This is a genomic window from Streptomyces sp. NPDC059695, from assembly GCF_042733785.1.
Lineage (GTDB): Bacteria > Actinomycetota > Actinomycetes > Streptomycetales > Streptomycetaceae > Streptomyces.
Window position 1 is genome coordinate 1 of the sequence record NZ_JBHWFF010000036.1, and the last position, 24,074, is coordinate 24,074.

At 71.6% G+C, this 24,074-nt stretch carries 24 protein-coding genes; 8 read left to right on the forward strand and 16 right to left on the reverse strand.

Annotated features, from left to right (window positions below):
• Positions 1-127 precede the first annotated feature (127 nt).
• Positions 128-2,113 (forward strand): pentapeptide repeat-containing protein, encoded by a 1,986-nt coding sequence (locus ACFV2S_RS31680; protein WP_385566941.1) that lies wholly within the window; start codon positions 128-130, stop codon positions 2,111-2,113.
• A 12-nt stretch (positions 2,114-2,125) separates the two neighbouring features.
• Here ACFV2S_RS31680 and ACFV2S_RS31685 read toward each other — a convergent pair whose 3' ends face one another.
• From ACFV2S_RS31685 to ACFV2S_RS31700, 4 genes are read right to left on the reverse strand one after another with little or no spacing between them, the layout of a single operon-like run.
• Entirely contained in the window at positions 2,126-2,806 is a 681-nt protein-coding gene (locus ACFV2S_RS31685) for a response regulator (protein WP_385566946.1), read from the reverse strand.
• Entirely contained in the window at positions 2,803-3,975 is a 1,173-nt protein-coding gene (locus tag ACFV2S_RS31690; RefSeq protein ID WP_385566948.1) for a sensor histidine kinase, read from the reverse strand. The genes ACFV2S_RS31685 and ACFV2S_RS31690 overlap by 4 nt, the downstream gene beginning before the upstream one ends.
• A 13-nt stretch (positions 3,976-3,988) precedes the next feature.
• A complete protein-coding gene (locus ACFV2S_RS31695; protein WP_385566953.1) occupies positions 3,989-4,762 on the reverse strand; it encodes an ABC transporter permease in 774 nt (257 codons plus the stop codon).
• On the reverse strand, positions 4,759-5,661 hold the full coding sequence (locus tag ACFV2S_RS31700; protein ID WP_385566957.1) for an ATP-binding cassette domain-containing protein: 903 nt from the start codon (positions 5,659-5,661) through the stop codon (positions 4,759-4,761). The genes ACFV2S_RS31695 and ACFV2S_RS31700 overlap by 4 nt, the downstream gene beginning before the upstream one ends.
• A gap of 143 nt (positions 5,662-5,804) precedes the next feature.
• On the opposite strand from ACFV2S_RS31700, the gene ACFV2S_RS31705 reads away from it, so the two are divergent.
• Positions 5,805-6,371 (forward strand): GNAT family N-acetyltransferase, encoded by a 567-nt coding sequence (locus tag ACFV2S_RS31705; protein ID WP_385566961.1) that lies wholly within the window; start codon positions 5,805-5,807, stop codon positions 6,369-6,371.
• Here the strand turns inward: ACFV2S_RS31705 and ACFV2S_RS31710 are convergent.
• From ACFV2S_RS31710 to ACFV2S_RS31735, 6 genes are all read right to left on the reverse strand, one after another.
• Positions 6,368-7,882, reverse strand: a complete 1,515-nt coding sequence (locus ACFV2S_RS31710; protein ID WP_385566965.1) for a type VI secretion protein — start codon at positions 7,880-7,882, stop codon at positions 6,368-6,370. The two genes, ACFV2S_RS31705 and ACFV2S_RS31710, sit on opposite strands and share 4 nt — an antisense overlap.
• Positions 7,883-9,277, reverse strand: a complete 1,395-nt coding sequence (locus tag ACFV2S_RS31715; protein WP_385566969.1) for an ATP-binding protein — start codon at positions 9,275-9,277, stop codon at positions 7,883-7,885. It abuts the gene before it with no gap.
• 20 nt (positions 9,278-9,297) lie between these two features.
• Entirely contained in the window at positions 9,298-10,851 is a 1,554-nt protein-coding gene (locus ACFV2S_RS31720) for an SCO6880 family protein (protein WP_383789776.1), read from the reverse strand.
• Positions 10,848-12,173 (reverse strand): hypothetical protein, encoded by a 1,326-nt coding sequence (locus ACFV2S_RS31725; protein WP_385566975.1) that lies wholly within the window; start codon positions 12,171-12,173, stop codon positions 10,848-10,850. The genes ACFV2S_RS31720 and ACFV2S_RS31725 overlap by 4 nt, the downstream gene beginning before the upstream one ends.
• Positions 12,163-12,999 carry a hypothetical protein gene (locus tag ACFV2S_RS31730; protein ID WP_385566978.1) on the reverse strand — a complete coding sequence of 279 codons (837 nt, stop codon included), beginning with the start codon at positions 12,997-12,999 and terminating at the stop codon, positions 12,163-12,165. Before ACFV2S_RS31730 ends, ACFV2S_RS31725 begins: the two co-directional genes overlap by 11 nt.
• 98 nt (positions 13,000-13,097) lie before the next feature.
• On the reverse strand, positions 13,098-13,406 hold the full coding sequence (locus tag ACFV2S_RS31735) for a hypothetical protein (RefSeq protein ID WP_024757447.1): 309 nt from the start codon (positions 13,404-13,406) through the stop codon (positions 13,098-13,100).
• 349 nt (positions 13,407-13,755) lie between these two features.
• Between ACFV2S_RS31735 and ACFV2S_RS31740 the strand changes: the two genes are divergently transcribed.
• Both ACFV2S_RS31740 and ACFV2S_RS31745 read left to right on the forward strand, forming a co-directional pair.
• The gene (locus ACFV2S_RS31740; protein WP_385566981.1) at positions 13,756-14,754 is read left to right on the forward strand and encodes an NlpC/P60 family protein; all 999 of its coding nucleotides are present in this window, start codon (positions 13,756-13,758) and stop codon (positions 14,752-14,754) included.
• Between the two features lie 223 nt (positions 14,755-14,977).
• Positions 14,978-15,700 carry a phosphatase PAP2 family protein gene (locus ACFV2S_RS31745; RefSeq protein WP_385566984.1) on the forward strand — a complete coding sequence of 241 codons (723 nt, stop codon included), beginning with the start codon at positions 14,978-14,980 and terminating at the stop codon, positions 15,698-15,700.
• Here ACFV2S_RS31745 and ACFV2S_RS31750 read toward each other — a convergent pair.
• A complete protein-coding gene (locus ACFV2S_RS31750; RefSeq protein WP_383789788.1) occupies positions 15,697-15,852 on the reverse strand; it encodes a hypothetical protein in 156 nt (51 codons plus the stop codon). The genes ACFV2S_RS31745 and ACFV2S_RS31750 overlap by 4 nt on opposite strands.
• A gap of 130 nt (positions 15,853-15,982) precedes the next feature.
• Between ACFV2S_RS31750 and ACFV2S_RS31755 the strand changes: the two genes are divergently transcribed.
• Both ACFV2S_RS31755 and ACFV2S_RS31760 read left to right on the forward strand, forming a co-directional pair.
• Positions 15,983-16,825 carry a hypothetical protein gene (locus ACFV2S_RS31755; protein WP_385566989.1) on the forward strand — a complete coding sequence of 281 codons (843 nt, stop codon included), beginning with the start codon at positions 15,983-15,985 and terminating at the stop codon, positions 16,823-16,825.
• Positions 16,826-16,943: 118 nt separating this feature from the next.
• A complete protein-coding gene (locus tag ACFV2S_RS31760) occupies positions 16,944-17,129 on the forward strand; it encodes a hypothetical protein (protein ID WP_329849766.1) in 186 nt (61 codons plus the stop codon).
• Between the two features lie 22 nt (positions 17,130-17,151).
• On the opposite strand, the gene ACFV2S_RS31765 is transcribed toward ACFV2S_RS31760, so the two are convergent.
• Entirely contained in the window at positions 17,152-17,505 is a 354-nt protein-coding gene (locus tag ACFV2S_RS31765) for a metal-sensitive transcriptional regulator (protein ID WP_229844235.1), read from the reverse strand.
• A gap of 193 nt (positions 17,506-17,698) precedes the next feature.
• Between ACFV2S_RS31765 and ACFV2S_RS31770 the strand changes: the two genes are divergently transcribed.
• Both ACFV2S_RS31770 and ACFV2S_RS31775 read left to right on the forward strand, forming a co-directional pair.
• On the forward strand, positions 17,699-18,319 hold the full coding sequence (locus tag ACFV2S_RS31770) for a DUF47 domain-containing protein (protein ID WP_015035093.1): 621 nt from the start codon (positions 17,699-17,701) through the stop codon (positions 18,317-18,319).
• A 5-nt stretch (positions 18,320-18,324) separates the two neighbouring features.
• Positions 18,325-19,323 carry an anion permease gene (locus tag ACFV2S_RS31775; RefSeq protein ID WP_383789794.1) on the forward strand — a complete coding sequence of 333 codons (999 nt, stop codon included), beginning with the start codon at positions 18,325-18,327 and terminating at the stop codon, positions 19,321-19,323.
• Positions 19,324-19,431: 108 nt separating this feature from the next.
• Here ACFV2S_RS31775 and pstB read toward each other — a convergent pair whose 3' ends face one another.
• From pstB to pstS, 4 genes are all read right to left on the reverse strand, one after another.
• Positions 19,432-20,208, reverse strand: coding sequence for a phosphate ABC transporter ATP-binding protein PstB (pstB, locus tag ACFV2S_RS31780; RefSeq protein ID WP_121830846.1), 777 nt, complete (start codon positions 20,206-20,208; stop codon positions 19,432-19,434).
• A gap of 25 nt (positions 20,209-20,233) precedes the next feature.
• Positions 20,234-21,307, reverse strand: a complete 1,074-nt coding sequence (pstA, locus tag ACFV2S_RS31785) for a phosphate ABC transporter permease PstA (protein ID WP_385566998.1) — start codon at positions 21,305-21,307, stop codon at positions 20,234-20,236.
• Positions 21,304-22,278, reverse strand: a complete 975-nt coding sequence (gene pstC / locus ACFV2S_RS31790; protein ID WP_385567001.1) for a phosphate ABC transporter permease subunit PstC — start codon at positions 22,276-22,278, stop codon at positions 21,304-21,306. The genes pstA and pstC overlap by 4 nt, the downstream gene beginning before the upstream one ends.
• Positions 22,279-22,401: 123 nt before the next feature.
• A complete protein-coding gene (gene pstS / locus ACFV2S_RS31795; RefSeq protein WP_383797124.1) occupies positions 22,402-23,544 on the reverse strand; it encodes a phosphate ABC transporter substrate-binding protein PstS in 1,143 nt (380 codons plus the stop codon).
• Between the last annotated feature and the right edge of the window lie 530 nt (positions 23,545-24,074).

Here is a 24,074-nt window from a genome sequence, read left to right on the forward strand (position 1 = left end):
CAGGGGGGACCCTGTGGGAGAGTAGGACGCCGCCGAACAATTTTTAGCCTCAACCCCTGGACCTTGTCCGGGGGTTGAGGCATTTTTGCGTTCTGGGGCAGGTGCGAGAACCGGGGGGAACGCAGACGTGGATTTCGCGTCCTGGGACGACTGGGTCCGGGCCGTGCTGGGGGCGGGCGTCACCGGTCTGGTGATCGCGCTGCTCTGGCGGGGCGTCACGCGGTGGGCGGACTACGGGGATCCGCACCGGCGGACCGGCCGGCGGATCCTCCTGGTGCCCCGCCTGCTGGTGCGGGCGAGACCGGAGGCGCTGCGGCCCTCCGTGCGGGCCGTGGTGGCCCTGCGCCGGCATCAGGGGGTGCCGGGTGCGCTGTCGATGAACGAGCTGCTGGCGCGACTGGTCGAGGCCGACCGTGCGGTGAGGGTGCTGAAGTGGGGCCGGCGGGTGTGGGCCGGGGCCGTGCCGGGGCTGCTGCTGGTCGTCGGGATCGCGCTGGGCGCCTGGGTGGTGGCGTACGAGGATGTCGCCGGCGGCCGCGGCATGTGGTTCCTCAGGCCCGTCGCGATCTACGACTCGCTCTTCGGCCAGCAGGGATTCATCGAGGGGAGCGACGACTGCATCGGCTGGTCCCTCCTGCTCGGCTGCGAACCGGAGGTCGTTCCCTGGTGGTCCGGGGCGGAGTCCGGCTTCGTCTTCGGTGTCGCCGTGGGGCTCGTCGTCGGCGCCTGGCGGATCCGGCGGGCCGCCGTGCGGGACTTCGCCGTCCGGGCACGGCAGGAGCCGCCCCTGTCCGCCTGTCTCGCGGCGCTCGGTGCGTGCCGTGAGGCGCTCCGTACGCCCGCTCCCGAAGCGTCCGTCCTCGACGCGGCGGTCGCCGAACTGAGGGCGGCCCTCATGGACTTCGCGCGGTGCGGGCCGCCTGCGGACGCCGAGCGGCGGGCCGAACTGGAGGAACACGCCGGACACGTCGCCGCGACGCTGCACGAGGCCTCGGGGCGGGTGCTGCGGGAGGGGGCGCCGGTCGCGCTGCCCGCTCTCGTACGGCTGCTGGCCCAGCTCCAGGACCGGCTGCACGCCTCCCGGTGGCTCGCGCTGCTCGACGCCTCGTTGCTCGCCCCTGCGCCGCCCCCGCCGCCCGGGCCCGTCCCGGCCGGGGCGGCTCCTGCGGAAGGCGGGCGCTGGCAGCGGTACATGGCCGTCGCGACGGCGCTGCCGGCGATTCCCGCGCTGCTGGCCCTGGTGTTCACGGCCGTGACGATCAGTCAGGCACGGGACACGCTGCGGATCACCGAGCGGGGGCAGATCGCGTCGAGCTACAACGACACCGTGGCCAACCTGGGCGACGACTCGGTGGACGTGCGGACCAGCAGCATCTTCGCCCTGAAACGGATCATGGAGGAGTCGCCCCGCGAGCAGCCCGCGATCGTCGAGATCCTGTCCGCCTATGTCCGGGACAAGGCCAAGACCCCGTCGAAGGCGAAGGTGGAGGCCGCGCACCGCAATCCCGAGACGAGGCCGCCCGAGGACGTCCAGGCGGCTCTGAAGGTCCTGGGCTCCCGTCCGCGGGACGTCGATGACGAGGGGGCCATGGATCTGCGGCGGACGTTTCTGGTGGGGGCCGACTTCGCCGACGGAGACTTCCGTCAGGCGGACTTCCGCGGGGCCGACCTCACGTTCGGCCGGCTCGGGGCGGGGGAGTTCATGGGCGTGGACTTCAGCGGTGCGACGCTGCGGGGGGCCGCTCTGAGCCACGGCCTGTTCTACGCATCGGAGTTCGTCGGCGCCGACATGGCGGACGTCGTCTGGGACGGCGCCGAGTTCCAGGGCGCGAACCTTTCGGGCGCGGACCTGAGAAGGGCCTCGTACGATCCCCTCGGTGACGGGACGCCCGTCGAACTGTCCGACGCGGAGGCGTCCGGGGCGAACCTCACGGACGCCGACCTGACCGGTGCGCTGCTCGTCCGTGCCGATCTCGGGAGGGACAGGGAGCAGAAGCTGCCCGCGGCGAACCTCACCCGGACGGATTTCACCCGCGCCGATCTGACGGACGCCCGTCTCGACGGCGCGGACCGCGGGACCGCGGTGTGGACGGACGCCAAGACGGGGAGCTGAGGCTTCGGCGGGTCAGGTCGCCGGGGTCACCAGGCCCGTATCGTAGGCCAGGATGACCGCCTGGACCCGGTCCCGGGTGCCGGTCTTCGCGAGGACGCGGCCCACGTGGGTCTTCACCGTGGACTCCGCGAGGTGCAGGCGTTCCGCGATCTCCGTGTTGCTCCAGCCCTTTCCGACGACCGTGAGGATCTCGCGCTCCCGGTCCGTGAGGGCGGCGAGACGGGGGTCCTCGTCCGGTGCCGGGGCCGGGGTTCCGGACGTGGTCTGCGGGAGGTGGTGGATGTAGGCGTCCAGGAGACGGCGGGTGAGGCTCGGGGCGACGACCGCGTCGCCGGCGGCGACCGCCCGGATGCCCGCGAGGAGTTCCTCCGGCTCGGCGTCCTTGACCAGGAAGCCGCTCGCGCCCGCGCGCAGCCCGTCGTACGCGTACGCGTCGAGGTCGAAGGTCGTCACGATCAGGATCCGGGTGCGGGCGCCCGTGGCGACGACGCGGCGGGTGGCCTCGATGCCGTCCAGGCCGGGCATCCTGACGTCCATCAGGACCACGTCGGGGCGGTGCCGGTCGACCAGGCGGATCGCCTCGGTGCCGTTCGACGCCTCGCCGACGACCGTCATGTCGTCCTGGCTCTCCAGCAGCATGCGGAAGCCGAAGCGCTGCATCGGCTGGTCGTCCGCGATGAGAACGGTCGTCACGAGGGGGAGTCCTCCAGGGGGATGCGGAGTCGTACGCGCCAGCCGTCGCCGGCCGGCAGCGGGCCGGTCTCGAGTGTGCCGTCGTAGCGGGCCGCGCGCTCGCGCATTCCGGTGAGGCCGTGGCCCCGGCCGGGTGCGCGCGCGGGTGTGCCCGTGTCGGTGACGAGCAGTTCCAGGGCGCCGGGGCCGTACGAGAGGCGGACGGTCGCCGTCGCGTCCGTGCCCGCGTGCTTCAGGGTGTTCGTGAGGGCTTCCTGGAGGACCCGGTGGACCGTCAGCTGGGCGCCCGCGGACAGGGCGGGGGCTGCCGGGGGCAGGTCGGCGTGGACCGGGAGTCCCGCGCGGCGTACGCCCTCGATGAGGGGTTCCAGATCGGTCAGGCTCGGCTGGGGGACCCGGGTCGCCGTGGCGTCGTCCTCGTGCAGGACGCTCAGGAGGCGGCGGAGTTCGGCGAGGGCCTGGCGGCTGGTCGTGCCGATGGCGTCGAGGGCCTGGGCGGCGCGCTCCGGGTTCTTCGCCGCCGCGTACCGGCCGCCGTCCGCGAGGCTCGTGATGACGGACAGGTTGTGGCCGATGATGTCGTGCATCTCCCGGGCGATCCGGGTGCGTTCGGCGGTGGCGGCGAGGCGGACCTCGTGGGCGCGTTCGTCCCGGCGGGAACGGAGCGCGATGCCGAGCAGGGCGACGATCGCGTACGCCCACAGGGCGGGGACGACGCGCTGGTCCCAGGACTCCGACGGGAAGCGGAGGGCGCCGGTGACCAGGGGCGGGGCGATCAGGGCCAGGGACCAGAGGAGGGCGCGCGGCGGCCGGCTGAGCGCGATGTGGAAGAGCGGGAGCATCTGGAGGTACGCGGCCTGGAGGAAGGCCCCCGAGCCGTCGCCGATCAGGGCCGCGCCGGCCATCACCGCGAGGGCCGTGAGGGGGCGGCGGCGGCGCCAGTAGAGGGGGACGGCGAGGAGCAGGCTCAGGGTGACCACGAGCCAGACCGGGACGGAGGGGTCCCGGGCGGTGTTCCGCCAGCCGCCGGCCGCGTCCACGAGGGCCGCCACCGTCCAGGCGGCGGTGAGGGTCGCGTCCCACACCCAGGGCCGCCGGGCGTCGAAGGCCCGGACCCGGGCCCCGAGCCGCTGGGCCCAGCGGCTCGGGGCTGTCGTCTCCGTCGTCATCCCGTCATCATCCTCATACGTCACGGCGCTTGAGCAACAGCGCGGGCACGGCGAGCGCCGCGGCCGCCCACAGCAGGAGGGCCAGGAGCGCCGCGCCGGGCGAGGCGGCGCCGGGGAGCGGGGTCGCGGAGCCGAGGGCGCCGGCCGCCTGTGTGGGGAAGTACCGCACGACGGTGTCCATCGCGTCGTACGGGAGCATCCCGAGGATCTCCGGGACGATCAGGACCCCGCCGACGAAGGCGCCGATCGCGCCCGGCACCGAGCGGAGTGCGGCGCCGAGGCCGAGGGCGATCACGCCGAGGAGGGTGACGCCGGCGGCGTTGCCCGCGACGGCGGCCAGGACCCCGTCGTCGGTGAGGGAGGCGGCCTGGTCGGTGTCGGAGAGGAAGACCTGGGCGGTGAGGAAGGTCAGCAGGGCCGTGAGGAGGGAGAGGGCGAAGACGGCCGCCGTGTAGACCGCCGCCTTCGCCCAGAGGACGGGGAGGCGCCGGGGGACGGCGGTCAGGGTGGCGCGGACCATGCCGGTCGCGTACTCGCCGGCGGTGACGAGGATGCCGAGGACGGCGAGGGCGATGGCGCCGAGCTGGGAGCCGTAGAGGGTGAGGACGACGGTGTCGACGTCGGAGTCGCCGCCGCCGGAGGTGTACGTGGCGCCCATGAGGACGCCGACGCCGAGGAGGAGCGCGGCGGAGGTGAGCGCGGTGATCCAGGTGGAGCGGACCGTCCGCAGTTTGTGCCACTCCGAGCGGAGCACGCGCGCGGGGGTGAGGGACGGGGTGGTGGTCATGCGGGGACTCCCTGGTACTCGACGGTGTCGCGGGTGAGGTCCATGAACGCCTGCTCCAGCGAGGGGGCCTGCGGGGTGAGTTCGTGGAGGGGGACGGCGTGCGCGGCGGCCGCGCGGCCGATCTCGGGCGCGTCCGGGCCGGTGACGAGGAGGGTGTCCGGGGCCTCCGCGGTGATCCGGGCGCCCGGGAGGAGCGTGCGCAGGCGGTCCGCCTCCGGGGTGACGACCTTGACGCTCGCGCCGCCGGAGGACCGTACGAGCTCCTCGACCGTGGTGTCGGCGAGGAGCCGGCCCTTGCCGATGACGATCAGGTGGTCGGCGGTGAGTGCCATCTCGCTCATGAGGTGGGAGGAGACGAGGACGGTGCGGCCCTCGGCCGCCAGGTTCCTGAGGAGGGTGCGGATCCAGAGCACGCCTTCCGGGTCGAGGCCGTTGACCGGTTCGTCGAGGACGACGGTGGACGGGTCGCCGAGGAGCGCGGCGGCGATGCCGAGGCGCTGGCCCATGCCGAGGGAGAAGCCCTTGACGCGCTGGTGGGCGACGTGGGTGAGGCCCGCGAGGGCGAGGACCCGCTCCACGCGGGCGCGGGGGATGCCGTGTGTGTGGGCGAGCGCCATGAGGTGGTGGTGGGCGGAGCGGCCGGGGTGCACGGAGCGGGCTTCCAGGAGGGCGCCGACGTGGGTGAGCGGGGCCCGGTGGGCGGCGTAGGGGAGGCCGTCGACGGTGGCGCGGCCGCGGGTGGGGGCGTCGAGGCCGAGGATCATGCGGAGGGTGGTCGACTTCCCGGCGCCGTTGGGGCCGAGGAAGCCGGTGACGGAGCCCGGGCGGACGGTGAAGCTGAGGTCCTGGACGACGGTGGTGTCCCCGTACCGCTTGGTGAGGTTCTCTGCTCGGATCATGTCTCCGACGCTAGGGAGCGGGCGGCGGCCGGGCGTCGGACCGGGGTCGGGTGTGCGGGGGCGGGCGTGGTACCCCGGTACGACGCGGGTGGGGTGCGGAAAAGTCCTTGTCAGGGGGTGGGGGGCTCGTCAGGATCGGCGGCATGGACTATTCGATACGCACCATCCGCGCCGACGAGTGGGAGAAGACCCGGGAGATCCGCCTCGCGGCCCTCCGGGACCCGGTCGCCCACCTCGCCTTCCTCGACACGTACGAGGCCGCCGTCGAGCGGCCCGACGCCTTCTGGAAGGAGCGGGCGAAGGGGGCGTCCGAGACCGGCGACGGGTCCGTGCGGCAGTTCGTGGCCGAGGGCGCGGACGGCAGCTGGGCGGGCACGATCTCGCTGCTCGTGGAGCGGCCGTCGGACGAGGTGCGCTTCGGCGAGGCGGCGAAGGTCGACCAGACGCACATCGTCGGTGTGTACGTGCGGCCCGAGGCGCGCGGGAGCGGTGTGATCGACGCGCTGTTCCGGGCTGGTGTGGAGTGGTCCTGGACGGTGCCCGCGCCCGCGGTGGCGCGGGTGCGGCTGTACGTGCACGAGGAGAACGCGCGGGCCGCGGCGTTCTACCGGCGCTTCGGGTTCGTCGCCACGGGGGAGCGGGTGGCGGTGCCGGGGCACGACACCGCGATGGAGGACGAGTACGAGATGGTGCGGCCTTCGGCGGGTTAGGCGCGGGTGAGGGCTCCGGGCCAGCGGGTCTTGGCCTGTTCCTCCGAGCGCATCAGGGCGAGGGTCGGGAGGCCCTGGGCGTGGCCCGCCGCGAGGAGGTCCGGGAGCTGGGGGAGCGGGGCCACCGCGGCCACGTCGTCCAGGACCAGGGTCAGTGGTGGGTCGAGCCGACCGTCGGATGACCGTGCGGCCATGCGGCGGCCGTGCTCGACCACGCTTGCGGCGAGGGCCGTGAGGAGCGGCATCGCGCCGGGGTGGGTGCGGGGATCCTCGATCGCCTCGCCCACCACGTAGAGGGTGCCCCCCTCGGCGAGGAAAGATGCGAGCGCCAGCGAATCAGTTCGATTCGGTACGCACGCTTCCCTGATGTGGATCGAGGAGAGCGCCGCCAGCGCACGGGCCGTCAGTTCCTGTGCCAGTCGGCGGCTTTCCGGGTGTGCGGTGAGGGCCGCCTCCAGCAGGCCGGCCAGGCCGGAGGCGGCCTTGGGGTGGCTCCGGAGGATCCGTACGGGCTCGTGGGCGCCTGCTCCCTGTGCCCAGCGGTGGACCTGACGGAAGGGGCGGCCGTCGACGGCGGCGGCGTGCAGCCAGCAGCGCAGGAGGGTCTCCGCGGTGTCGGCGGTGGCCGCGTCGAGGCGGGAGTGCGGGCGTACGGGGGCGAGCAGCGCGGTCGCGCGTTCCTGTGCCACGGCCGGGTCCTCGCAGTGCTCGGAGGGCGACCAGTGGAGCCGGGCCGGGGTGTCGCAGAGGTGGCCGGTGTCGTGGACCAGGACCGGGCCGAGCTTGCCGCGCGCGTCCTTGGTCGAGGACCAGACGGCGGGGTCGGAGGTGACGACCAGGACCGGGCCCTCCGCGTCCAGGATCGCCTGGACCGCGGCGGGGCGGCGGGTCTCCGGGGGGCCGTAGACGGCGCGGGGGGTGGCTATGGGGGCCGGTGGGGCGGTCGGGGGAGCGGGTGGCGGTACGGGGGCCGGTGCCGGTTCGTCCGCCCGCGCCGGCTCCGGTGCGGGCTCCTGCGCAGGGCGGCGCGGGGCCGGGGGCGCGGCGGGCTCTTCCCGGACGTGTGCGGGCTCTTCCCGGACGTGTGCGGGCTCTTTCCGTACTCCCGCGGGCTCTTCCCGGACGCGTGCGGGCGTCGTCCCGTACGTGCCCGCCTTCCTGCTTGTCCGGACCGCTCGCCAGCGGGTCACCGTGCCCAGGACGAAGACCGCGAGGACCATCAGGATCATGGCCTCGCCGATCAGCAGGCCCCAGAAGAGGCCGTACCCCGACAGCTGGGCCGGCGGGGTGGCCGGCCAGGCCGCCGGGAGGTCCGTGGGGGCCGTCGCCAGGGAGCGGAGGGCGGACGGGGTGCCCGTGAAGGCGACCCCCTGCGGCCAGGCGCCGTGGGCGAAGAGGCCCGCGAGGCCGGTCGCCGTCCACGCCAGGACCGTGAGGCAGAGGAGGAGGGCGAACAGGCTGAGGAGCAGCCCGTCGGAGACCCCTCCGCCTCCCTTCCGCGCCTGCTCCATCTAGGCCACCGTCGACTGGGAAGTGCCGTTCATCTGCTGCTCGATGAGGATCGCGCGCTGTTCGGTCTCCCACTCCAGTTCCGGGTCCGTGGCGGAGGACTCGGTCATGGCGCGGTCGGTGTAGACGAGCGGGCGTTCCTTCTCGGTGATGAGGTGCTTGACCACCTGCACGTTGCCGTTGACGTCCCAGACCGCGATGCCGGGGGTGAGGGTCGGGATGATCTCGACCGCCCAGCGGGGCAGGCCGAGGACCCGGCCCGTGTTGCGTGCCTCGTCGGCCTTCTGGGCGTAGATGGTCCGGGTGGAGGCCATCTTGAGGATCGCCGCCGCCTCCTTGGCCGCCGCTCCGTCGACGACGTCGGAGAGGTGGTGGACGACGGCGACGAAGCTCAGGCCGAGGCGGCGGCCGAACTTCAGCAGGCGCTGGAACAGCTGGGCCACGAACGGGCTGTTGATGATGTGCCAGGCCTCCTCGACCAGGAAGATGCGCTTCTTCCGGTCGGGGCGGATCCAGGTGTGCTCCAGCCAGACGCCGACGATCGCCATGAGGATCGGCATGGCGATGGAGTTGCGGTCGATGTGGGACAGGTCGAAGACGATGAGCGGGGCGTCGAGGTCGATGCCGACCGTGGTCGGGCCGTCGAACATGCCGCGCAGGTCGCCGTCGACGAGGCGGTCGAGGACGAGGGCGACGTCCAGGCCCCAGGCCCGTACGTCGTCTATGTCGACGTTCATCGCCTCGGCGGATCCGGCCTCCGGGTGGCGGAGGCGCTCGACGATGTCGGTGAGGATCGGCTGCCGGTCGGTGGTGTGCTCGGTGACGTACGCGTGGGCGACCTTGAGCGCGAAGCCGGAGCGCTCGTCGAGGCCGTGGCCCATCGCCACCTCGATGATGGTGCGGAGCAGCGCGAGCTGGCCCGTGGTGGTGATCGACGGGTCGAGGGGGTTGAGGCGGATCCCGGCGTCGTTGGCGACCATCGGGTCCAGGCGGATGGGGGTTATCCCCAGCTCCTGGGCGATGAGGTTCCATTCGCCGACGCCGTCCTCGCCCTGGGCGTCGAGGACGACGACCTGCCGGTCGCGGAAGCGGAGCTGGCGGAGCACGTACGTCTTCTCCAGGGCCGACTTTCCGTTGCCGGACTCGCCCAGGACCAGCCAGTGGGGGGCCGGGAGCTGCTGCCCGTACAGCTGGAAGGGGTCGTAGATGTAGCCCTTGCCGCTGTAGACCTCGCGGCCGATGATGACGCCGGAGTCGCCGAGGCCGGGCGCGGCGGTCGGCAGGTAGACGGCCTGGGCCTGCCCGGTGGAGGTGCGGACGGGCAGGCGGGTCGTCTCGACCTTCCCGAAGAGGAAGGCGGTGAAGGCTTCGGTGAGGACGGACAGCGGATCTCGCATGGGTCTGTGCCCCTTCGGCCCTAGCGGCGGATGCCGGTCGCGAACGGCAAGGTGTTCACAAAGGCCCGGTGGTGCTCGCGGTCGCACCACTCCAGCTTCAGGTACGACTTGCCGGCGGAGGCCCTGATCGTGCGCTTGTCCCGGGCGAGGGCCTCGGGCGAACGCGACGACACCGTGATGTACCCGACGAGGTTCACTCCGGCCGCGCCGCTGGCGAGATCTTCACCCCGCTGGTCGAGCCGGCCGTGGGCGGCGATGTCGCGGGGGTCGACCGTGCGGTTCATCTTGGCGGCGCGGCTGGCGTCGGCCTCGTCGTTGGTCTTCTCCGTGAGCATGCGCTCGATGGCGACCTCGGTGGGCTCCAGGTCCATGGTGACGGCGACCGTGCGGATCACGTCCGGGGTGTGGACGAGCAGCGGGGCGAGGAAGTTGACGCCGACGGGGGTCATCGGCCACTCCTTCACCCAGGCCGTGGCGTGGCACCAGGGGGCGCGGGTGGAGGACTCGCGGGTCTTGGCCTGGAGGTAGGTCGGTTCCATGGCGTCGAGCTCGGCGGGCCAAGCGTTTCGTTTCGTCATGGCCTGGATGTGGTCGATGGGGTGGTCCGGGTCGTACATGGAGTGCACGAGGGAGGAGAGCCGGGACTGGCCGAGGGGCTGGCGGACGCGGATGTCGGCCTCGGCGAGGCGGGCGCAGATGTCGGTGAGCTCGCGGGCCATGACGACGGCGAGGCCGGCGTCCCGGTCGAGCTTGCGGGCGCCGGAGGCGTGGCGGGCGGCGCGGGCCATGGCGTTGGCCTCGGCGGCGAGCTCGCGGGTGTAGTGCATGCACGCGACGAGGTAGGCGCGGTGCTGCTCGCTGGAGGTGGAGACCATCGACTGGAGCTGGTCGTAGGACTCCTGGAGCCACGGGGGCGCGTGCGGGTCGCCGCGCTGGCCGACGTCCTTGGCGTGCGCGTCGGGGTCGGCGGGGAGGGTGCGGGCGAGCATCTGGAGGCGGGTGACGAAGCCGTCGCCGTTGGCGACGTGCTTCAGGAGGGTGCCGAAGCGGTCGACGAGGGCCTCCTGGTCCTCGCTGTCGCGCAGGCCCACGCCGGGGCCCTCGATCTCGATGGCGGCGGTGACGGTGCGGCGGTCGGCGTGCAGGAGGACGGCGATCTCGTCCGGGCCGAAGGGGGCGGCGAGCCAGCCGACGCGGCCGATGCCGGGGGGCGGGCCGACCTCGACCTCGCGGCCGTCGAGGCGGGTGCCTGCCTCGGTGGTGGCGGAGCGGTAGGCGGTGCCGCGCTTGAGCATCCGCTTGTAGCTGCGGTTGATCTCGAACCACTTGTAGAAGGTGCGGTGCTTGTACGGCAGGTACACGGCGGCGATCGCGAGCATGGGCAGGCCCGCGAGGAGGGCGATCCGCAGGGGGAGGGCGGGGATGAGGAGACCGCTCATCATGCCGAGGAAGGCGCCGACGATGATCAGGGCGATCTCGCCGGTCTCGCGGTTCTTGCCGACGATCGCGTTGGGCCGGGCGCGGCCGACGAGATACGTGCGGCGGGGCGCGACCGGCTGGGACTGGGTCGTCAACGCCCTGCACCTCCAGAGTTCTTGCGGTTGCTGTGCGGGGTACCCGCGGTGGGACTGCTGCTACGGGGCGGGGGCGTGGCGCCGCCGGTGCCGCCGCCTCCGCCGCGGCTGCTGTGGGCGGCCATGCCGCCGGACAGGGGGTTGGCGGGGCGGGGGGAGGAGCCCTGGGAGCCGCCGCCTCCGCCGCTGTCGCGGGTGCTGTGGGTCTTGATGCCCTGGGAGACGAGGGAGGCGGGGGAGGAGATGACGGCGGCGGCCGCGTTCTCGCCCGCGCGGTGGAGGCGGTTGTTGCGGGAGGCGGCGATCTCGTCGCCGAAGCCGGGGACGAAGCGGTAGATCATCGCGGAGGCGAAGATGGCGAGCAGGATGATCGAGAGGCCGGACACGACGGCGGAGACGGAGTCGGGGCCGGTGCCGGAGGAGAGGGCGCCGGCGAGGCCGAGGACGATCACGATGACCGGCTTGACCAGGATGATCGCGATCATGATGCCGGCCCAGCGGCGGACGTGGCCCCACATGTTCTTGTCGACGAGGCCGGAGTAGACGACGACGCCGAGGAGGGCGCCGACGTACAGCAGGACGGCGCGGAGGAACAGCTCCAGGTAGAGCACGCCGGCGGCGAGGACGGTCACCAGGGACACGATGATCAGCATGATGGGGCCGCCACCGATGCTGTCGCCCTTCTGCAGGGCCTCCTTGAAGCTGCCGAAGAAGATGTCGGTCTGCTGGCCGGTGCCGGAGGCGATGACCTCGGTGATGGCGTCGGTGGCGTTGACGACGGTGTAGAGGATCAGGGGCGTGAACGCGGAGGCGAGGACCGTCAGCCAGAGGAAGCCGATGGCTTCGGAGAGGGCGGTGGTGAGGGGGACGCCGCGGACGGCGCGCTTGGCGACGGCGAGGAGCCAGAGGAGGAGGGTGAGGAAGGTGGAGGCGGCGAAGACGATGGCGTAGCGGCCGAGGAACTGCATGTTGGTGAAGTCGACGTCGGCGGTGTCTTTGACGGCCTTGGAGAGGTAGTCGACGGTGGCGACGGCGGCGTCGGCGAAGCCTCTGGCGAGGGAGGAGAGGGGGTCGAGCGAGGCGGGGTCGGTGAGGGGGGTCTTGTCGGCTCCGCCGCCGGTCTGGCCCTTCTCGCAGAGCTCACGCGCCTGTCCCACGATGAGGCGGCACGGGTTGTCGCTCGCGGACGGGGAGGGCGTGGGTGCCGTCGGCGTCGGCGTGGGGGCCGCCTGGGCGCTCGAGGCGAGCAGGAGCGGTGCGCTGAGGAAGGCGACGGCGAGTGCGGCCGTCGCGCGACCCGCCAGGCTTCGGCTAGCGGGCATAGGTGAACCCTCCGTATCCCTCGACGGCCGAGGCGATCTCGTCGGCCATGGAGGCGCGGTTGTCCCCGTTGACCGGGGTGGGGCCCTCGTTCTGCGTGGAGGACTCCACGCGCCAGTCGCCCCCGACCCACTTGAGCTTCTGCGTGATGGTGAACCAGGTGGACGTGACGGGCTTGGTCGAGCCCTGCCCGGCGAGGCCGACCAGGCCGGTGCACCAGACCTCGACGGTCGCGGACGTGTCCGTGTAGTCCCGGACCTTGGCGCCCACGGGGATCGTGCGGGACACGAAGGTCATGCCGGAGGGGGCGGTGCCGTTCGCGTCGAGCCCGATGCTCGCCAGGAAGTCCGCCGTGTACGAGGCGTCCAGCCGCTTCACGAGGTCCTCCGCGATCGCGGGGTCGTGGATGGCGCGCACGATCTCCGCCCGGGGACCGTCCTGGAACATCTCGACCGACCCCAGCGCCACCGCGTAGTTCGTCGCCGCGCTCTGGGCGCCCTGGTCGTCGTGGGCGTAGCCCGTGGGGATCTGGCCGTTCTTGCCGGTGACCGGGCGGACGCCCGTCGCCGAGGTGGGGTTCGCCTTGCCCGGGGTGCCCGCGCGGGGGCCGGACGTGGTCGTCGGTTCGGTGTCGCCGCGGTTGGCGAAGGCGATGGCGGCGACGAGGAGGACCACCACGCCCACGACCGTGATGAGGGATCGGGAGCTGCGGACGGGGCGGCGGGCGCCGCCGTAGACGTCGCCGCTGTTGCCCTCGGGCAGGCGGGTCCGGGTCTGGCCCGAGCCGCCCACGCCGCCGAAGCTGTCGTGCTCGTCGCCGGGACTCATGCCGGGTACGCCCCCTCACTCGTTCGCGGGTACGGCCGTGCTTCAACATGACTGGGCATCAGGAACGCATTCTCAGGAGGGTCGGGTCCGACGGGAGATCAGACGGCCATCCCGTACACGATGGTGAACAGCGTGCCCAGCGATCCGATGATGAAGACGCCGGTCAGACCGGCGACGATCAGGCCCTTGCCCTGTTCCGCGCTGAACGTGTCCCGGAGGGCGGTCGCGCCGATGCGCTGCTTGGCCGCTCCCCAGATGGCGATGCCGAGGCAGAGCAGGATGGCCACGGCCATCACGACCTCGATCATCACCTTGGCCTCGTTGCCCAGACTCCCGAAAGGGCCCCAGTTGGGGGCGATTCCACCGATGATGGTGGTGATGTCGCCCTTCTCGGCCGCCAGGTACATGTAACTCACCGCCCCTGTTGGGTACTTGGTCGCCCCTGCCGGACGGCATGGGTCATCGCCCTATCTTCGCTGATGAAACCGCCCATGTGTGACGGCTTGGCGGCTCTCTTTACCCGATCCCCGCACACTTGACCGATCCGACCGTCTTGACCTGCGGCGGTGTGGCCGGTTTCCATGCGAAGAAGCGTATGGTCACTCTGTGTATCACGGAGAGTGACTCCGGGCAATGATTGTCGTTGTTGCACTCTTGGGGCGGTGTCGGACGGCGCCCGCCTAGACTGGCCGCCGGGACGTACTGCCATGGGCCGAGGGGTGGTTGACGGTGCGTAGGGCTGGCAAGGCGTGGCTGATGGCCGGCGGGGCCCTGGGGGTCTGCCTCGGCTTCGTCGCGCTGCTCATCGTCGGCACGTACTCCGCGGCCGCCGGGATCGCCGGCGGCGCCGCCGGCAAGGGCGGGGCCGTGGCGCTCGCCAAGGGGGCCGTGCCCGCGCTCTACCAGGGGCTCGTGCAGCAGTGGGGGAACCTGTGCCCCGCCATCAACCCGGCCCTGCTCGCCGCCCAGCTCTACCAGGAGAGCGGCTGGAACCCGCGGGCCGTCTCCCCGGCCGACGCCCGCGGCATCGCCCAGTTCATCCCCGGCACCTGGGCCGGGCACGGCATCGACGGCGACGGCGACGGCGACCGGGACATCTGGGACCCGAAGGACGCCATCCCGTCCGCCGCCTCGTACGACTGCGAGATCGCCGGATACGTCAAGGACGTGCCCGGCGACCCGGCGGACAACATGCTGGCCGCCTACAACGCGGGCGCGTACCGGGTCATCAAGCACGGCGGGGTGCCGCCCATCAGCGAGACCCAGAACTACGTCCGCATCATCCGGTCCCTGGAGAAGAGCTTCGCCCGCCCGCTGGGCCGCGTCGCCCCCTCGCAGCAGGCCGCGGCCGCGATCGGCTTCGCGCAGGAGAAGCTGGGCACCCCCTATCTCTGGGGCGGTACGGGCACGGCCGCGGAGAACGGGCGCTTCGACTGCTCGGGGCTCACCCAGGCCGCGTACGAGACCGTCGGCGTGACGCTCCCGCGCGTCGCCAACGACCAGTACAACGCCGGGCCGCACCCCGGCAGGGACGAGCTGCTCCCCGGCGACCTGGTGTTCTTCTCGGACGACCTGACGAACTCCCGGGCCATCCGGCACGTCGGCATCTACGTCGGCGGCGGCTACATGATCGACGCTCCGCGCACGGGAGCGGTGATCCGGTTCGACCGGATCGACACCCCGGACTACTTCGGCGCCACCCGCGTCACCCGGGAGGGCGCCGCGGCGCTGCCCACCCATCTGCCGCAGACCTAGCGGCAGGAGACGGGCCGTCGGTCGCTCTTCGGGGCTTATCGGGCATGGCCGGAACTCTCCGTCATGCACAGGCCCTGAGCTGCAGTGCGCCGTCACTCTTCGATAACGTCGGCATGATCCACCGGAGCGAGCGGAACGTACGCCTCAGGCGGTTCGTTCCCTGATCCGACCGCTCTGACCGCGGGGGTTGGAAACCAGACACGAGAGCAAGGGGCCTCAGCAGATGGCTGGACTCGCATCGGACGGCTCGAACCCCGATGTCGGCCTGCTCTACGACATCAACGGACTGGCCAAGGCCGCTCCGCCGTGGTTCGACCGCGTCATGGAGTTCGTCGGCGAGTACGGCATCGTGCTCGCGATGGTCCTCGTCGTGCTCTGGTGCTGGTGGAGCGTCCGCCGGCGCGGCACCCCCGGCGACTCCGTCTCGGCCGTCGCCGGACTCGTCTGGGCCCCGCTGGCCGCCGGCATCGCCCTCCTGGTCAACATCCCCATCCGCGGCTTCGTCGAGCGCCCCAGACCCTTCGAGGACCACCAGGGCCTGGAGGTCCTCGTCGCCGGGAAGACCGACTTCTCCTTCGTCAGCGACCACGCCACGCTGGCGATGGCCCTCGGGGTCGGCGTCTTCGTCGCCCACCGCCGCTTCGGCCTCGCCGCCATCGCCCTCGCCCTCGCCGAGGGCTTCGCGCGCGTCTACATGGGCGTCCACTACCCCACCGACGTGATCGGCGGCTTCGCCCTCGGCACGGCCGTGGCCCTGCTCCTCGCCCCGGTCGCGCTCGCCCTGCTCACGCCGGTCGTCTCCGCCGTCGCCGGCTCCGGCCGCGGCGCCCGGCTGGTCCGCTCCCGCCGGGCCGACGCGGCGCGCCGCCCCGAGGCCGTCGGCATCCCCGAGCCCCGGCTCGGCGGCCCCGCCCCGAGCACCGGCCAGAACGACCTGGCCGCCTAGGAGCCGTTCGTACGGAGGTGCTCCGCCGCGTCCGAGCGGGCCTTGTCGCGGGATCTGCGGGCCGGACCCGTCCAGCCGCAACTGCACCGTGCCAGCGCGAACGAGCCGCGCTCCGTCGTCGTCGTGGTGTGGGAGGAAGCCTGCGCGTGCACCCCACCACCGTACTGCGCGTGACGGCACGCCCCGACCGTCGTTATGCGGATCGGGTGTCCCCGGACCCGAGGGTCCCGGGGAAGAGCGGGTGCCGGGCAAACAGCGGTGAGGCGTTGGGGGTTGGCGGCGATGGTGGTGCATCGGTACGGGCGTCCGCAGGGCCGGGGGAGCGGGGCTTTCGCCGTCACCGCCGTCCTGGTCGGCTCCCTCGTCGGGACCGTCGGGGTCACGGGCTGCGCGGCCCCCGACGACCCGAAGCCGGCGGCCGACCCCGCCCTCGCCGTACGGAACGCCGCCGACGCGCTGGCCAGGGCCGGCACCTCCAAGGCCAGCACCTCCATGGAGATGGCCGCCGGCGGGACCCGGGTCACCATCCGGGGCGAGGGCGGCTACGACTTCCGGCGCCGCACCGGACGGCTCCAGGTGCTGCTGCCGAGGGACCCGGCCGGGGCGAGCGAGCACCGTCCGATCACCGAGCTCCTCACCCCCGGCGCGCTCTACATGAAGAACCGGGGCGCCGGGGTGCCCGGCGACAAGTGGGTACGGGTCGACACCACGACCCTCGACGACGGCAACCTCGTCACCGGCGGCGCCACCGACCCGGCCGCCGCCGCCGAGCTGCTGCGGGGCGCCCGTGAGATCACGTACGTCGGCGAGGTCGAGCTGGCAGGGGTGAAAGTCAGCCACTACCGGGGGGTCGCCGACATCGCGCGCGCCGCCCGGGCCGCCTCCCCGCAGCTGCGCGGGGCGCTCGCCGCGGCGGCGAAAGGGTTCGCCGAGGACACCGTGCCCTTCGACGCGTACCTCGACGCCGAGGGCCGGCTGCGGAAGGTGCGCCACCAGTTCAGCTTCAGCAACCAGGGCCGGACGGTCGCCGTCGCCTCGACGACGCTGCTGTACGGCTTCGGGGTCCCCGTCGAGGTCGTGCTCCCGGACCGCCGGGACATCTACGAGGGGAAGATCGAGGCCTGACCCGGCCCGATGGCGGCGCGGACCATCGCCAAATGGTCCGGACGTGTCATGCGCGGTCCGTCGCCCCGTCCCTACGCTGGGAGACCGCTGGGAGACCGACGCCGGCAGGAAGAGGTGGATGCGCGTGGCCCCGCCCGGTACAGCAACCGTGCCCGCAGACCCGGACTGCGTCGCCCTCGCCGAGATCGAGCTCTGCGGAGAGCTGATCATCGCGGCGTCGGCCGCCGACGGGGAACGGCTCAGCGACGACCGGATCGACGAGGTGCTGCGGGTGGCGGCGGAGCGGGCCGCGGAGGAACGCTGAGGTCGGGCCCGCCCCGCCCGCGTCAGGTGCGCATCATGCGGGCGATGGCCTTCGTGGCCTCCTCGACCTTCTCGTCGATGCCCGAGCCGGTGGCCGCCGCGTCCGCGACGCAGTGCCGCAGGTGCTCCTCCAGGAGCTGGAGGGCGAAGGACTGGAGCGCCTTCGTGGAGGCGGAGACCTGCGTGAGTATGTCGATGCAGTAGACGTCCTCGTCGACCATCCGCTGCAGACCGCGGATCTGGCCCTCGATCCGGCGGAGCCGCTTGAGGTGCTCGTCCTTCTGCTTGTGGTAGCCGTGCACGCCGTGACCGTGGTCGGCCGGCTCGACGGCCTCGACGGCCTCGGGGGTGACCTGGTCCGCCTCGGTGGTCGTCATCGCGTCCTCCCGTTGTCCAGAAAAGGGGGTGTATACCCCTCGTGGGTATATGGTACCGATCCCCGCCGGTCCGGGCGGGGGCCCGTGCAGTTCACTGTGCCTGATGGGCGACACTGAGAGACGCCGGTTAGCCGTGGCCGGATGATGCGCCTAGCATCAGCCTGACCGAAACCCAGCACCCCGAGGACCTCACGTGCGATTTCGTCTGACCCCCAGGGAGACGAGCTTCTACGACATGTTCGCCGCGTCCGCGGACAACATCGTCACGGGCTCCAAGCTCCTGATGGAACTGCTCGGAGCGGAGCCTTCCGCCCGGGCCGAGATCGCGGAGCGGATGCGGGCAGCGGAGCACGCCGGTGACGACGCCACCCACGCGATCTTCCACCAGCTGAACTCCTCCTTCATCACGCCGTTCGACCGCGAGGACATCTACAACCTCGCGTCGTCCCTCGACGACATCATGGACTTCATGGAGGAGGCCGTCGACCTGGTCGTCCTCTACAACGTCGAGGAGCTCCCCAAGGGTGTCGAGCAGCAGATCGAGGTGCTGGCGCGGGCGGCGGAGCTGACCGCCGAGGCGATGCCGAACCTGCGGACGATGGCCAACCTCACCGAGTACTGGATCGAGGTCAACCGGCTGGAGAACCAGGCGGACCAGATCCACCGCAAGCTGCTCGCGACGCTCTTCAACGGCAAGTACGACGCCATCGAGGTGCTGAAGCTCAAGCAGATCGTCGACGTGCTGGAAGAGGCGGCCGACGCGTTCGAGCACGTGGCCAACACGGTGGAGACCATCGCGGTCAAGGAGTCCTGAGCTTCGTGGACACCTTCGCTCTGATCGTGACCATCGGTGTCGCGCTCGGCTTCACGTATACGAACGGCTTCCACGACTCCGCCAACGCCATCGCCACCTCGGTGTCGACCCGGGCGCTGACGCCCCGGGCGGCGCTCGCGATGGCGGCGGTCATGAACCTCGCCGGTGCCTTCATGGGCAGCGGTGTCGCCAAGACGGTCAGTGAGGGGCTCATCGAGACCCCGACCGGCGACAAGGGGATGGGCATCCTCTTCGCCGCGCTCGTCGGCGCGATCATCTGGAACCTCGTCACCTGGTACTTCGGCCTGCCGTCCTCCTCCTCGCACGCCCTCTTCGGCGGCATGGTGGGCGCGGCGCTGGCCGGCGGCACCGAGGTGATCTGGGGAGGCGTCCTCGACAAGGTCGTCATCCCGATGTTCGTCTCCCCGGTGGTCGGCCTCATCGTCGGTTACCTGGTCATGTGCGCGATCCTGTGGATGTTCCGCAAGGCCAACCCGCACAAGGCCAAGCGCGGCTTCCGGATCGCGCAGACGGTCTCGGCGGCGGGCATGGCGCTCGGCCACGGTCTCCAGGACGCGCAGAAGACGATGGGCATCGTGGTGATGGCCCTGGTCATCGCCGACGTGCAGCAGGCCGGCGACGACATCCCGGTGTGGGTGAAGATCGCCTGTGCCGTGATGCTGTCGCTCGGTACGTACGCGGGCGGCTGGCGGATCATGCGCACCCTCGGCCGCAAGATCATCGAGCTCGACCCGCCGCAGGGCTTCGCGGCGGAGACGACCGGTGCGTCGATCATGTTCGGCTCGGCGTTCCTGTTCCACGCGCCGATCTCGACCACGCACGTCATCACCTCCGCGATCATGGGCGTCGGCGCGACGAAGCGCGTCAACGCGGTCCGGTGGGGCGTCGCCAAGAACATCATCCTCGGCTGGTTCATCACGATGCCGGCGGCGGCGCTGGTCGCGGCCTTGAGCTACTACGTGGTGCAGCTGCTGTTCGGCTGAGTGGTTCCGTACGGAAATGGGCCCGGCTCCCCTGTGGGGGAGCCGGGCCCTTCGTCATTACGGTGGCACCGCCATGCAGCACCGTATGACGGTCTGGGGGAGCGCGGTCTAGCCGAAGCGGCCGGAGATGTAGTCCTCGGTCGCCTGGACGCTCGGGTTGGAGAAGATGCGCTCGGTGTCGTCGAGCTCGATCAGCTTGCCGGGCTGGCCGACGGCCGCCAGGTTGAAGAAGGCCGTACGGTCCGAGACGCGGGCCGCCTGCTGCATGTTGTGCGTCACGATGACGATCGTGAAGCGCTCCTTCAGCTCGCCGATCAGGTCCTCGATGGCGAGGGTGGAGATCGGGTCGAGGGCCGAGCAGGGCTCGTCCATCAGCAGGACGTCGGGCTCGACCGCGATCGCGCGGGCGATGCACAGACGCTGCTGCTGACCGCCGGAGAGGCCGGAGCCCGGCTTGTTGAGGCGGTCCTTGACCTCGTTCCAGAGGTTGGCGCCCTTGAGCGACTTCTCGACGATGTCGTTCAGCTGGGACTTCTTGTACTTGCCGTTGAGGCGCAGGCCCGCCGCCACGTTGTCGAAGATCGACATGGTGGGGAAGGGGTTCGGGCGCTGGAAGACCATGCCGACCGTGCGGCGCACGGCGACCGGGTCGACGTTCGTCCCGTAGAGGTTCTCGTCGTCCAGCATCACCTTGCCCTCGACGCGGCCGCCGGGGGTGACCTCGTGCATGCGGTTGAGGGTGCGCAGGAAGGTGGACTTGCCGCAGCCGGAGGGGCCGATGAAGGCCGTCACGGAGCGGGGCTCGACGGTCATCGAGATGTCGTCGATCGCCTTGTGGGCGCCGTAGTAGGCGGAGAGGCCGCTGACGTCGATTCGCTTGGCCATGTGAATCACTTCCAATGTGCCGCGGTCAGCGGCCGGTCTTCGGGGCCTTCCAGCGGGCGATGCCGCGGGCCACCAGGTTGAGGATCATGACGAAGGCGATCAGGACGAGCGCGGCGGCCCAGGCGCGGGCCACGGCGGCGTCGGTGCCGACCGCGTACTGCTCGTACACGTAGAGCGGCAGGGAGGACTGGGCGCCTTCGAAGGGGTTCGGGTTGATGAGCTTCGTACCGAACACGAGGAGCAGGACCGGGGCCGTCTCACCGGTGATGCGGGCGACCGCGAGCATGACGCCCGTGGTGATGCCGCCGATCGCGGTGGGCAGGACCACCTTCAGGATGGTGCGCCACTTGGGGATGCCGAGGGCGAGGGAGGCCTCGCGGAGCTCGTTCGGGACGAGCTTGAGCATCTCCTCGGTGGAGCGGACCACGACCGGCATCATCAGGATGGCGAGGGCCATCGCGCCGGCGAAACCGGAGGGGCCGAAGCCCAGCATCAGGTTCCAGGTGGCGAGGATGAAGAGGCCGGCGACGATCGACGGGATGCCCGTCATCACGTCGACGAAGAAGGTGACGGCCTGGGCGAGCTTCCCGCCGCCGTACTCGACGAGGTAGACGGCGGTGAGGAGGCCGATCGGCGCGGCGATCAGGGTCGCGATGCCGACCTGCTCGATGGTGCCGAGCAGCGCGTGGTAGACGCCGCCGCCGGCCTCGGCGTCGAGGACGCCGTTCATCGAGTGGGTCAGGAAGTAGCCGTCGAGGACGTCGAGGCCCTTGCTGATCGTGACCCAGGCGAGGGAGAGCAGCGGGACGACGGCGAGGACGAAGGAGACCCAGATCAGGCTGGTGGCGACGCGGTCCTTGGCCTGGCGGCTGCCCTCGACCTTGGTGGTCACGGCGAAGGTGACGAGGACGAAGAGCAGCGCGGCGAGCAGGCCCCACTGGACCTTGCTGTGCCAACCGGCGGCGGCGCCGATGCCGATGCCTCCGGCGACGGAGCCGACGGCGATGGCGGCCGGGGTCCAGCGGGGGAGCCTGGCGTGCGAGAGGGAATCGCGGCGCGGGGAGGCCGTGACCGGACGATCCTGTATGGCGTGGCTCATGCCGCGGCCCCCGAGTACTCCTTGCGGCGGCCGATGATCCAGCGGGCGGCGCCGTTGACCAGCAGGGTGATGACGAAGAGGACGAGACCGGAGGCGATCAGGGCGTCCCGGCCGAACTCGTTGGCCTCGTTGAACTTGGCGGCGATGTTCTGCGCGAAGGTGCCGCCGCCCGGGTCGAGGAGGTGGCCCGAGAGGACGAAGCTGGGCGAGAGGACCACGGCGACGGCCATGGTCTCGCCGAGTGCGCGGCCGAGGCCCAGCATGGAGGCGGAGATGATGCCGGAGCGGCCGAAGGGCAGCACCGACATGCGGATGACCTCCCAGCGCGTGGCGCCGAGGGCGAGGGCGGCTTCCTCGTGCATCCGGGGGACCTGGAGGAAGACCTCGCGGGTCACGTTGGTGATGATCGGAAGGATCATGATCGCCAGCAGGATGCCCACGGTGAAGAGGTTGCGGGCGACGCCGTCCTGGGACTTGTCGAAGATGTACGTCCAGCCCAGGTACTGGTCGAGCCACTGGTTCAGGCCGCCGAGGTACGGGACGAGGAAGATCGCGCCCCAGAGGCCGTAGATGATGCTGGGCACGGCGGCGAGCAGGTCGACGACGTACGCGAGCGGCTTGGCCAGCCTGCGCGGGGCGTAGTGCGAGATGAAGAGGGCGATCCCGATCGCGACGGGCACGGCGATGAGCATCGCGATGATCGAGGAGACGACCGTGCCGAAGGCGAGGACGGCGATGCCGAAGACCGGCGGGTTGTTCGCCGGGTTCCACTCGAAGGTGGTGAAGAAGTTCGTGCTGTCCTTCGAGATGGCGAGGACGGCGCGGTAGGTCAGGAAGACCGCGATCGCGGCCATGATCACGAGGAGGGTGATGCCGGAGCCTCGGGACAGGCCGCTGAAGATGCGGTCCCCGGGGCGGGTCGCGCTCTTGGCGCTCCGGTTCCTTTGTATGTCTGGTGTGGTGGTAGCCATCTGTTCTTCTCCGGTCTGCGGGTCCCGTACGTCCCTCGCGGGGTGACGGGGCCCTGGCGGCGGTGCACCGGATGCCGGGGCCGGCCCCTCCACGGGAGGTGAGGGGCCGGGCCCGGCCGGGGGTCAGGACAGGGTGGGGACGATCGCGCGGACCTTGGCCGCGATCTCGGCCGGGAGCGGGGCGTAGCCGGCGTCGGCGAGGACCTTCTGGCCCTCCTCGCTGGCGGTGTAGGTGAGGAACGCCTTCAGGGTCGGCAGGGTGTCCGCCTTGTTGCCCTTGTCGCAGGCGATCTCGTACGTGACCAGGGTGAGCGGGTAGGCCCCCTCGGCCTTGGTCGTGTAGTCGAGGGAGAGGGCCAGGTCGCTGCCGGTGCCCTTGACCTTGGCGGCGGCGATGGCCTTCGAGGCGTTCTCCGTGGTGGCGGCGACCGGGGCGGCGGCACCGGTGTTGATGCTGACCGTGGAGATCTTGTTGGCCGTCGCGTAGGAGAGCTCGAAGTAGCCGATGGAGCCCTCGGCGTCCTTGACCGCGGTGGCGACACCGGAGGAGCCGTTGGCGGCCTGGCCGCCCGGGGCGGGCCACGACTTCGTCTTCGGGTCGTACTTCCAGTCGGCCTTCGCGGTGGCCGAGAGGTACTTGCCCAGGTTCTGCGTGGTGCCCGACTCGTCCGAGCGGTGGAAGGCCTGGATGGTGGTGTCGGGGAGCTTGGCGCCCGGGTTCAGCTTGGCGATCGCCGGGTCGTTCCACTTGGTGATCTTCGTGTCGAAGATCTTGGCGAGCGTGGGGGCGTCGAGGACCAGGTTGTCCACGCCCTCCAGCTTGTAGCCGATGGCGATGGGGCCGCCGACCATCGGCAGGTTGACGCCCTTGCCGCCCTTGCAGATCTTCTGCGACTCGGCGACCTCTTCGTCCTTGAGGGCGGAGTCGGAGCCGGCGAAGGTGACCTGGCCCTGGTTGAACTTGGTGATGCCGCCGCCGGAGCCGATGGCCTGGTAGTTCACCTCGACACCGGAGCACGCGGCCTGGAAGTTCTTGACCCACAGGTCCATGGCGTTCTTCTGAGCGCTGGAGCCCGCGGCGAGGAGCTGGCCCTTGGCACCGTCACACGCGATGTTCGACGCGGCGGCGGACGTCTTGGTGCCGCCGTCCTTGGTCGGGGTCTCCGTGTTGTTGTCCGAGCCACACGCCGAGAGGACGAGCGCACCGGAGACGACGAGGGCACCGATCGCGGAGGCGCGAAGCCCGTTCTTGCGCGAAAGCTTCACTTTCGGGTGTTCCTTCCAGAAGCCGCCCTGTCGCGGGACGCGGACCGTGTGTCCTGACCGTTCTACGGCGGCGTGTGTCGGTTGGTGGGTGCATCGCTGTGCTCCGTGCACCGTGTAAGGCCGAAATTAGGCAGATCAGGTGAAGCCGTCGACGGGGGAGAGTGAACGGGAAGTGAACCGTGCCGGAAGCCACGGTGCGGGTGTGGGGGGCGCCACGTTCGACGGGGGCCTGCGCCCGCCGTTGTGGGCGGGCCCGCCCGTTGCCCGTGTGGGCGCGTTCGTCCACGCCCGTGTGGGCAATCGTCCCGCTGGGGCGGGACGGGTGGGCACACGGGACGGCGCGCTCAGCGGCGCCTCCGCGTTCTGGGCCCGGACCCGCACCACCAGGGGCCGTCACCGGCGGTGCGGGTTCGGGCTCAGCAGCCTCTGGCGCCGGCAAGGGCGCCGTGGGGGGGGGGGGCGCCCCGCGCGCCCCCCCCCCCCCCCGCCCCCGCCCCCCCCCCCGCCCCGCCCCCCGCGCGCGCGCGCAC

Excerpts from the sequence above, each read along its gene's own strand:
- ACFV2S_RS31695 (WP_385566953.1), bottom strand. The coding sequence starts at position 4,762 with ATGACCACCACCCCGTCCCTCACCCCCGCGCGCGTGCTCCGCTCGGAG.
- ACFV2S_RS31715 (WP_385566969.1), bottom strand. The coding sequence starts at position 9,277 with ATGCGAGATCCGCTGTCCGTCCTCACCGAAGCCTTCACCGCCTTCCTC.
- ACFV2S_RS31725 (WP_385566975.1), bottom strand. The coding sequence starts at position 12,173 with ATGCCCGCTAGCCGAAGCCTGGCGGGTCGCGCGACGGCCGCACTCGCC.
- ACFV2S_RS31710 (WP_385566965.1), bottom strand. The coding sequence starts at position 7,882 with ATGGAGCAGGCGCGGAAGGGAGGCGGAGGGGTCTCCGACGGGCTGCTC.
- ACFV2S_RS31755 (WP_385566989.1), top strand. The coding sequence starts at position 15,983 with ATGGTGGTGCATCGGTACGGGCGTCCGCAGGGCCGGGGGAGCGGGGCT.
- ACFV2S_RS31745 (WP_385566984.1), top strand. The coding sequence starts at position 14,978 with ATGGCTGGACTCGCATCGGACGGCTCGAACCCCGATGTCGGCCTGCTC.
- ACFV2S_RS31735 (WP_024757447.1), bottom strand. The coding sequence starts at position 13,406 with ATGTACCTGGCGGCCGAGAAGGGCGACATCACCACCATCATCGGTGGA.
- pstA (WP_385566998.1), bottom strand. The coding sequence starts at position 21,307 with ATGAGCCACGCCATACAGGATCGTCCGGTCACGGCCTCCCCGCGCCGC.
- ACFV2S_RS31700 (WP_385566957.1), bottom strand. The coding sequence starts at position 5,661 with ATGATCCGAGCAGAGAACCTCACCAAGCGGTACGGGGACACCACCGTC.
- pstB (WP_121830846.1), bottom strand. The coding sequence starts at position 20,208 with ATGGCCAAGCGAATCGACGTCAGCGGCCTCTCCGCCTACTACGGCGCC.
- ACFV2S_RS31760 (WP_329849766.1), top strand. The coding sequence starts at position 16,944 with ATGCGCGTGGCCCCGCCCGGTACAGCAACCGTGCCCGCAGACCCGGAC.
- pstC (WP_385567001.1), bottom strand. The coding sequence starts at position 22,278 with ATGGCTACCACCACACCAGACATACAAAGGAACCGGAGCGCCAAGAGC.
- ACFV2S_RS31705 (WP_385566961.1), top strand. The coding sequence starts at position 5,805 with ATGGACTATTCGATACGCACCATCCGCGCCGACGAGTGGGAGAAGACC.
- ACFV2S_RS31690 (WP_385566948.1), bottom strand. The coding sequence starts at position 3,975 with ATGACGACGGAGACGACAGCCCCGAGCCGCTGGGCCCAGCGGCTCGGG.
- ACFV2S_RS31730 (WP_385566978.1), bottom strand. The coding sequence starts at position 12,999 with ATGAGTCCCGGCGACGAGCACGACAGCTTCGGCGGCGTGGGCGGCTCG.
- ACFV2S_RS31740 (WP_385566981.1), top strand. The coding sequence starts at position 13,756 with ATGGCCGGCGGGGCCCTGGGGGTCTGCCTCGGCTTCGTCGCGCTGCTC.
- ACFV2S_RS31765 (WP_229844235.1), bottom strand. The coding sequence starts at position 17,505 with ATGACGACCACCGAGGCGGACCAGGTCACCCCCGAGGCCGTCGAGGCC.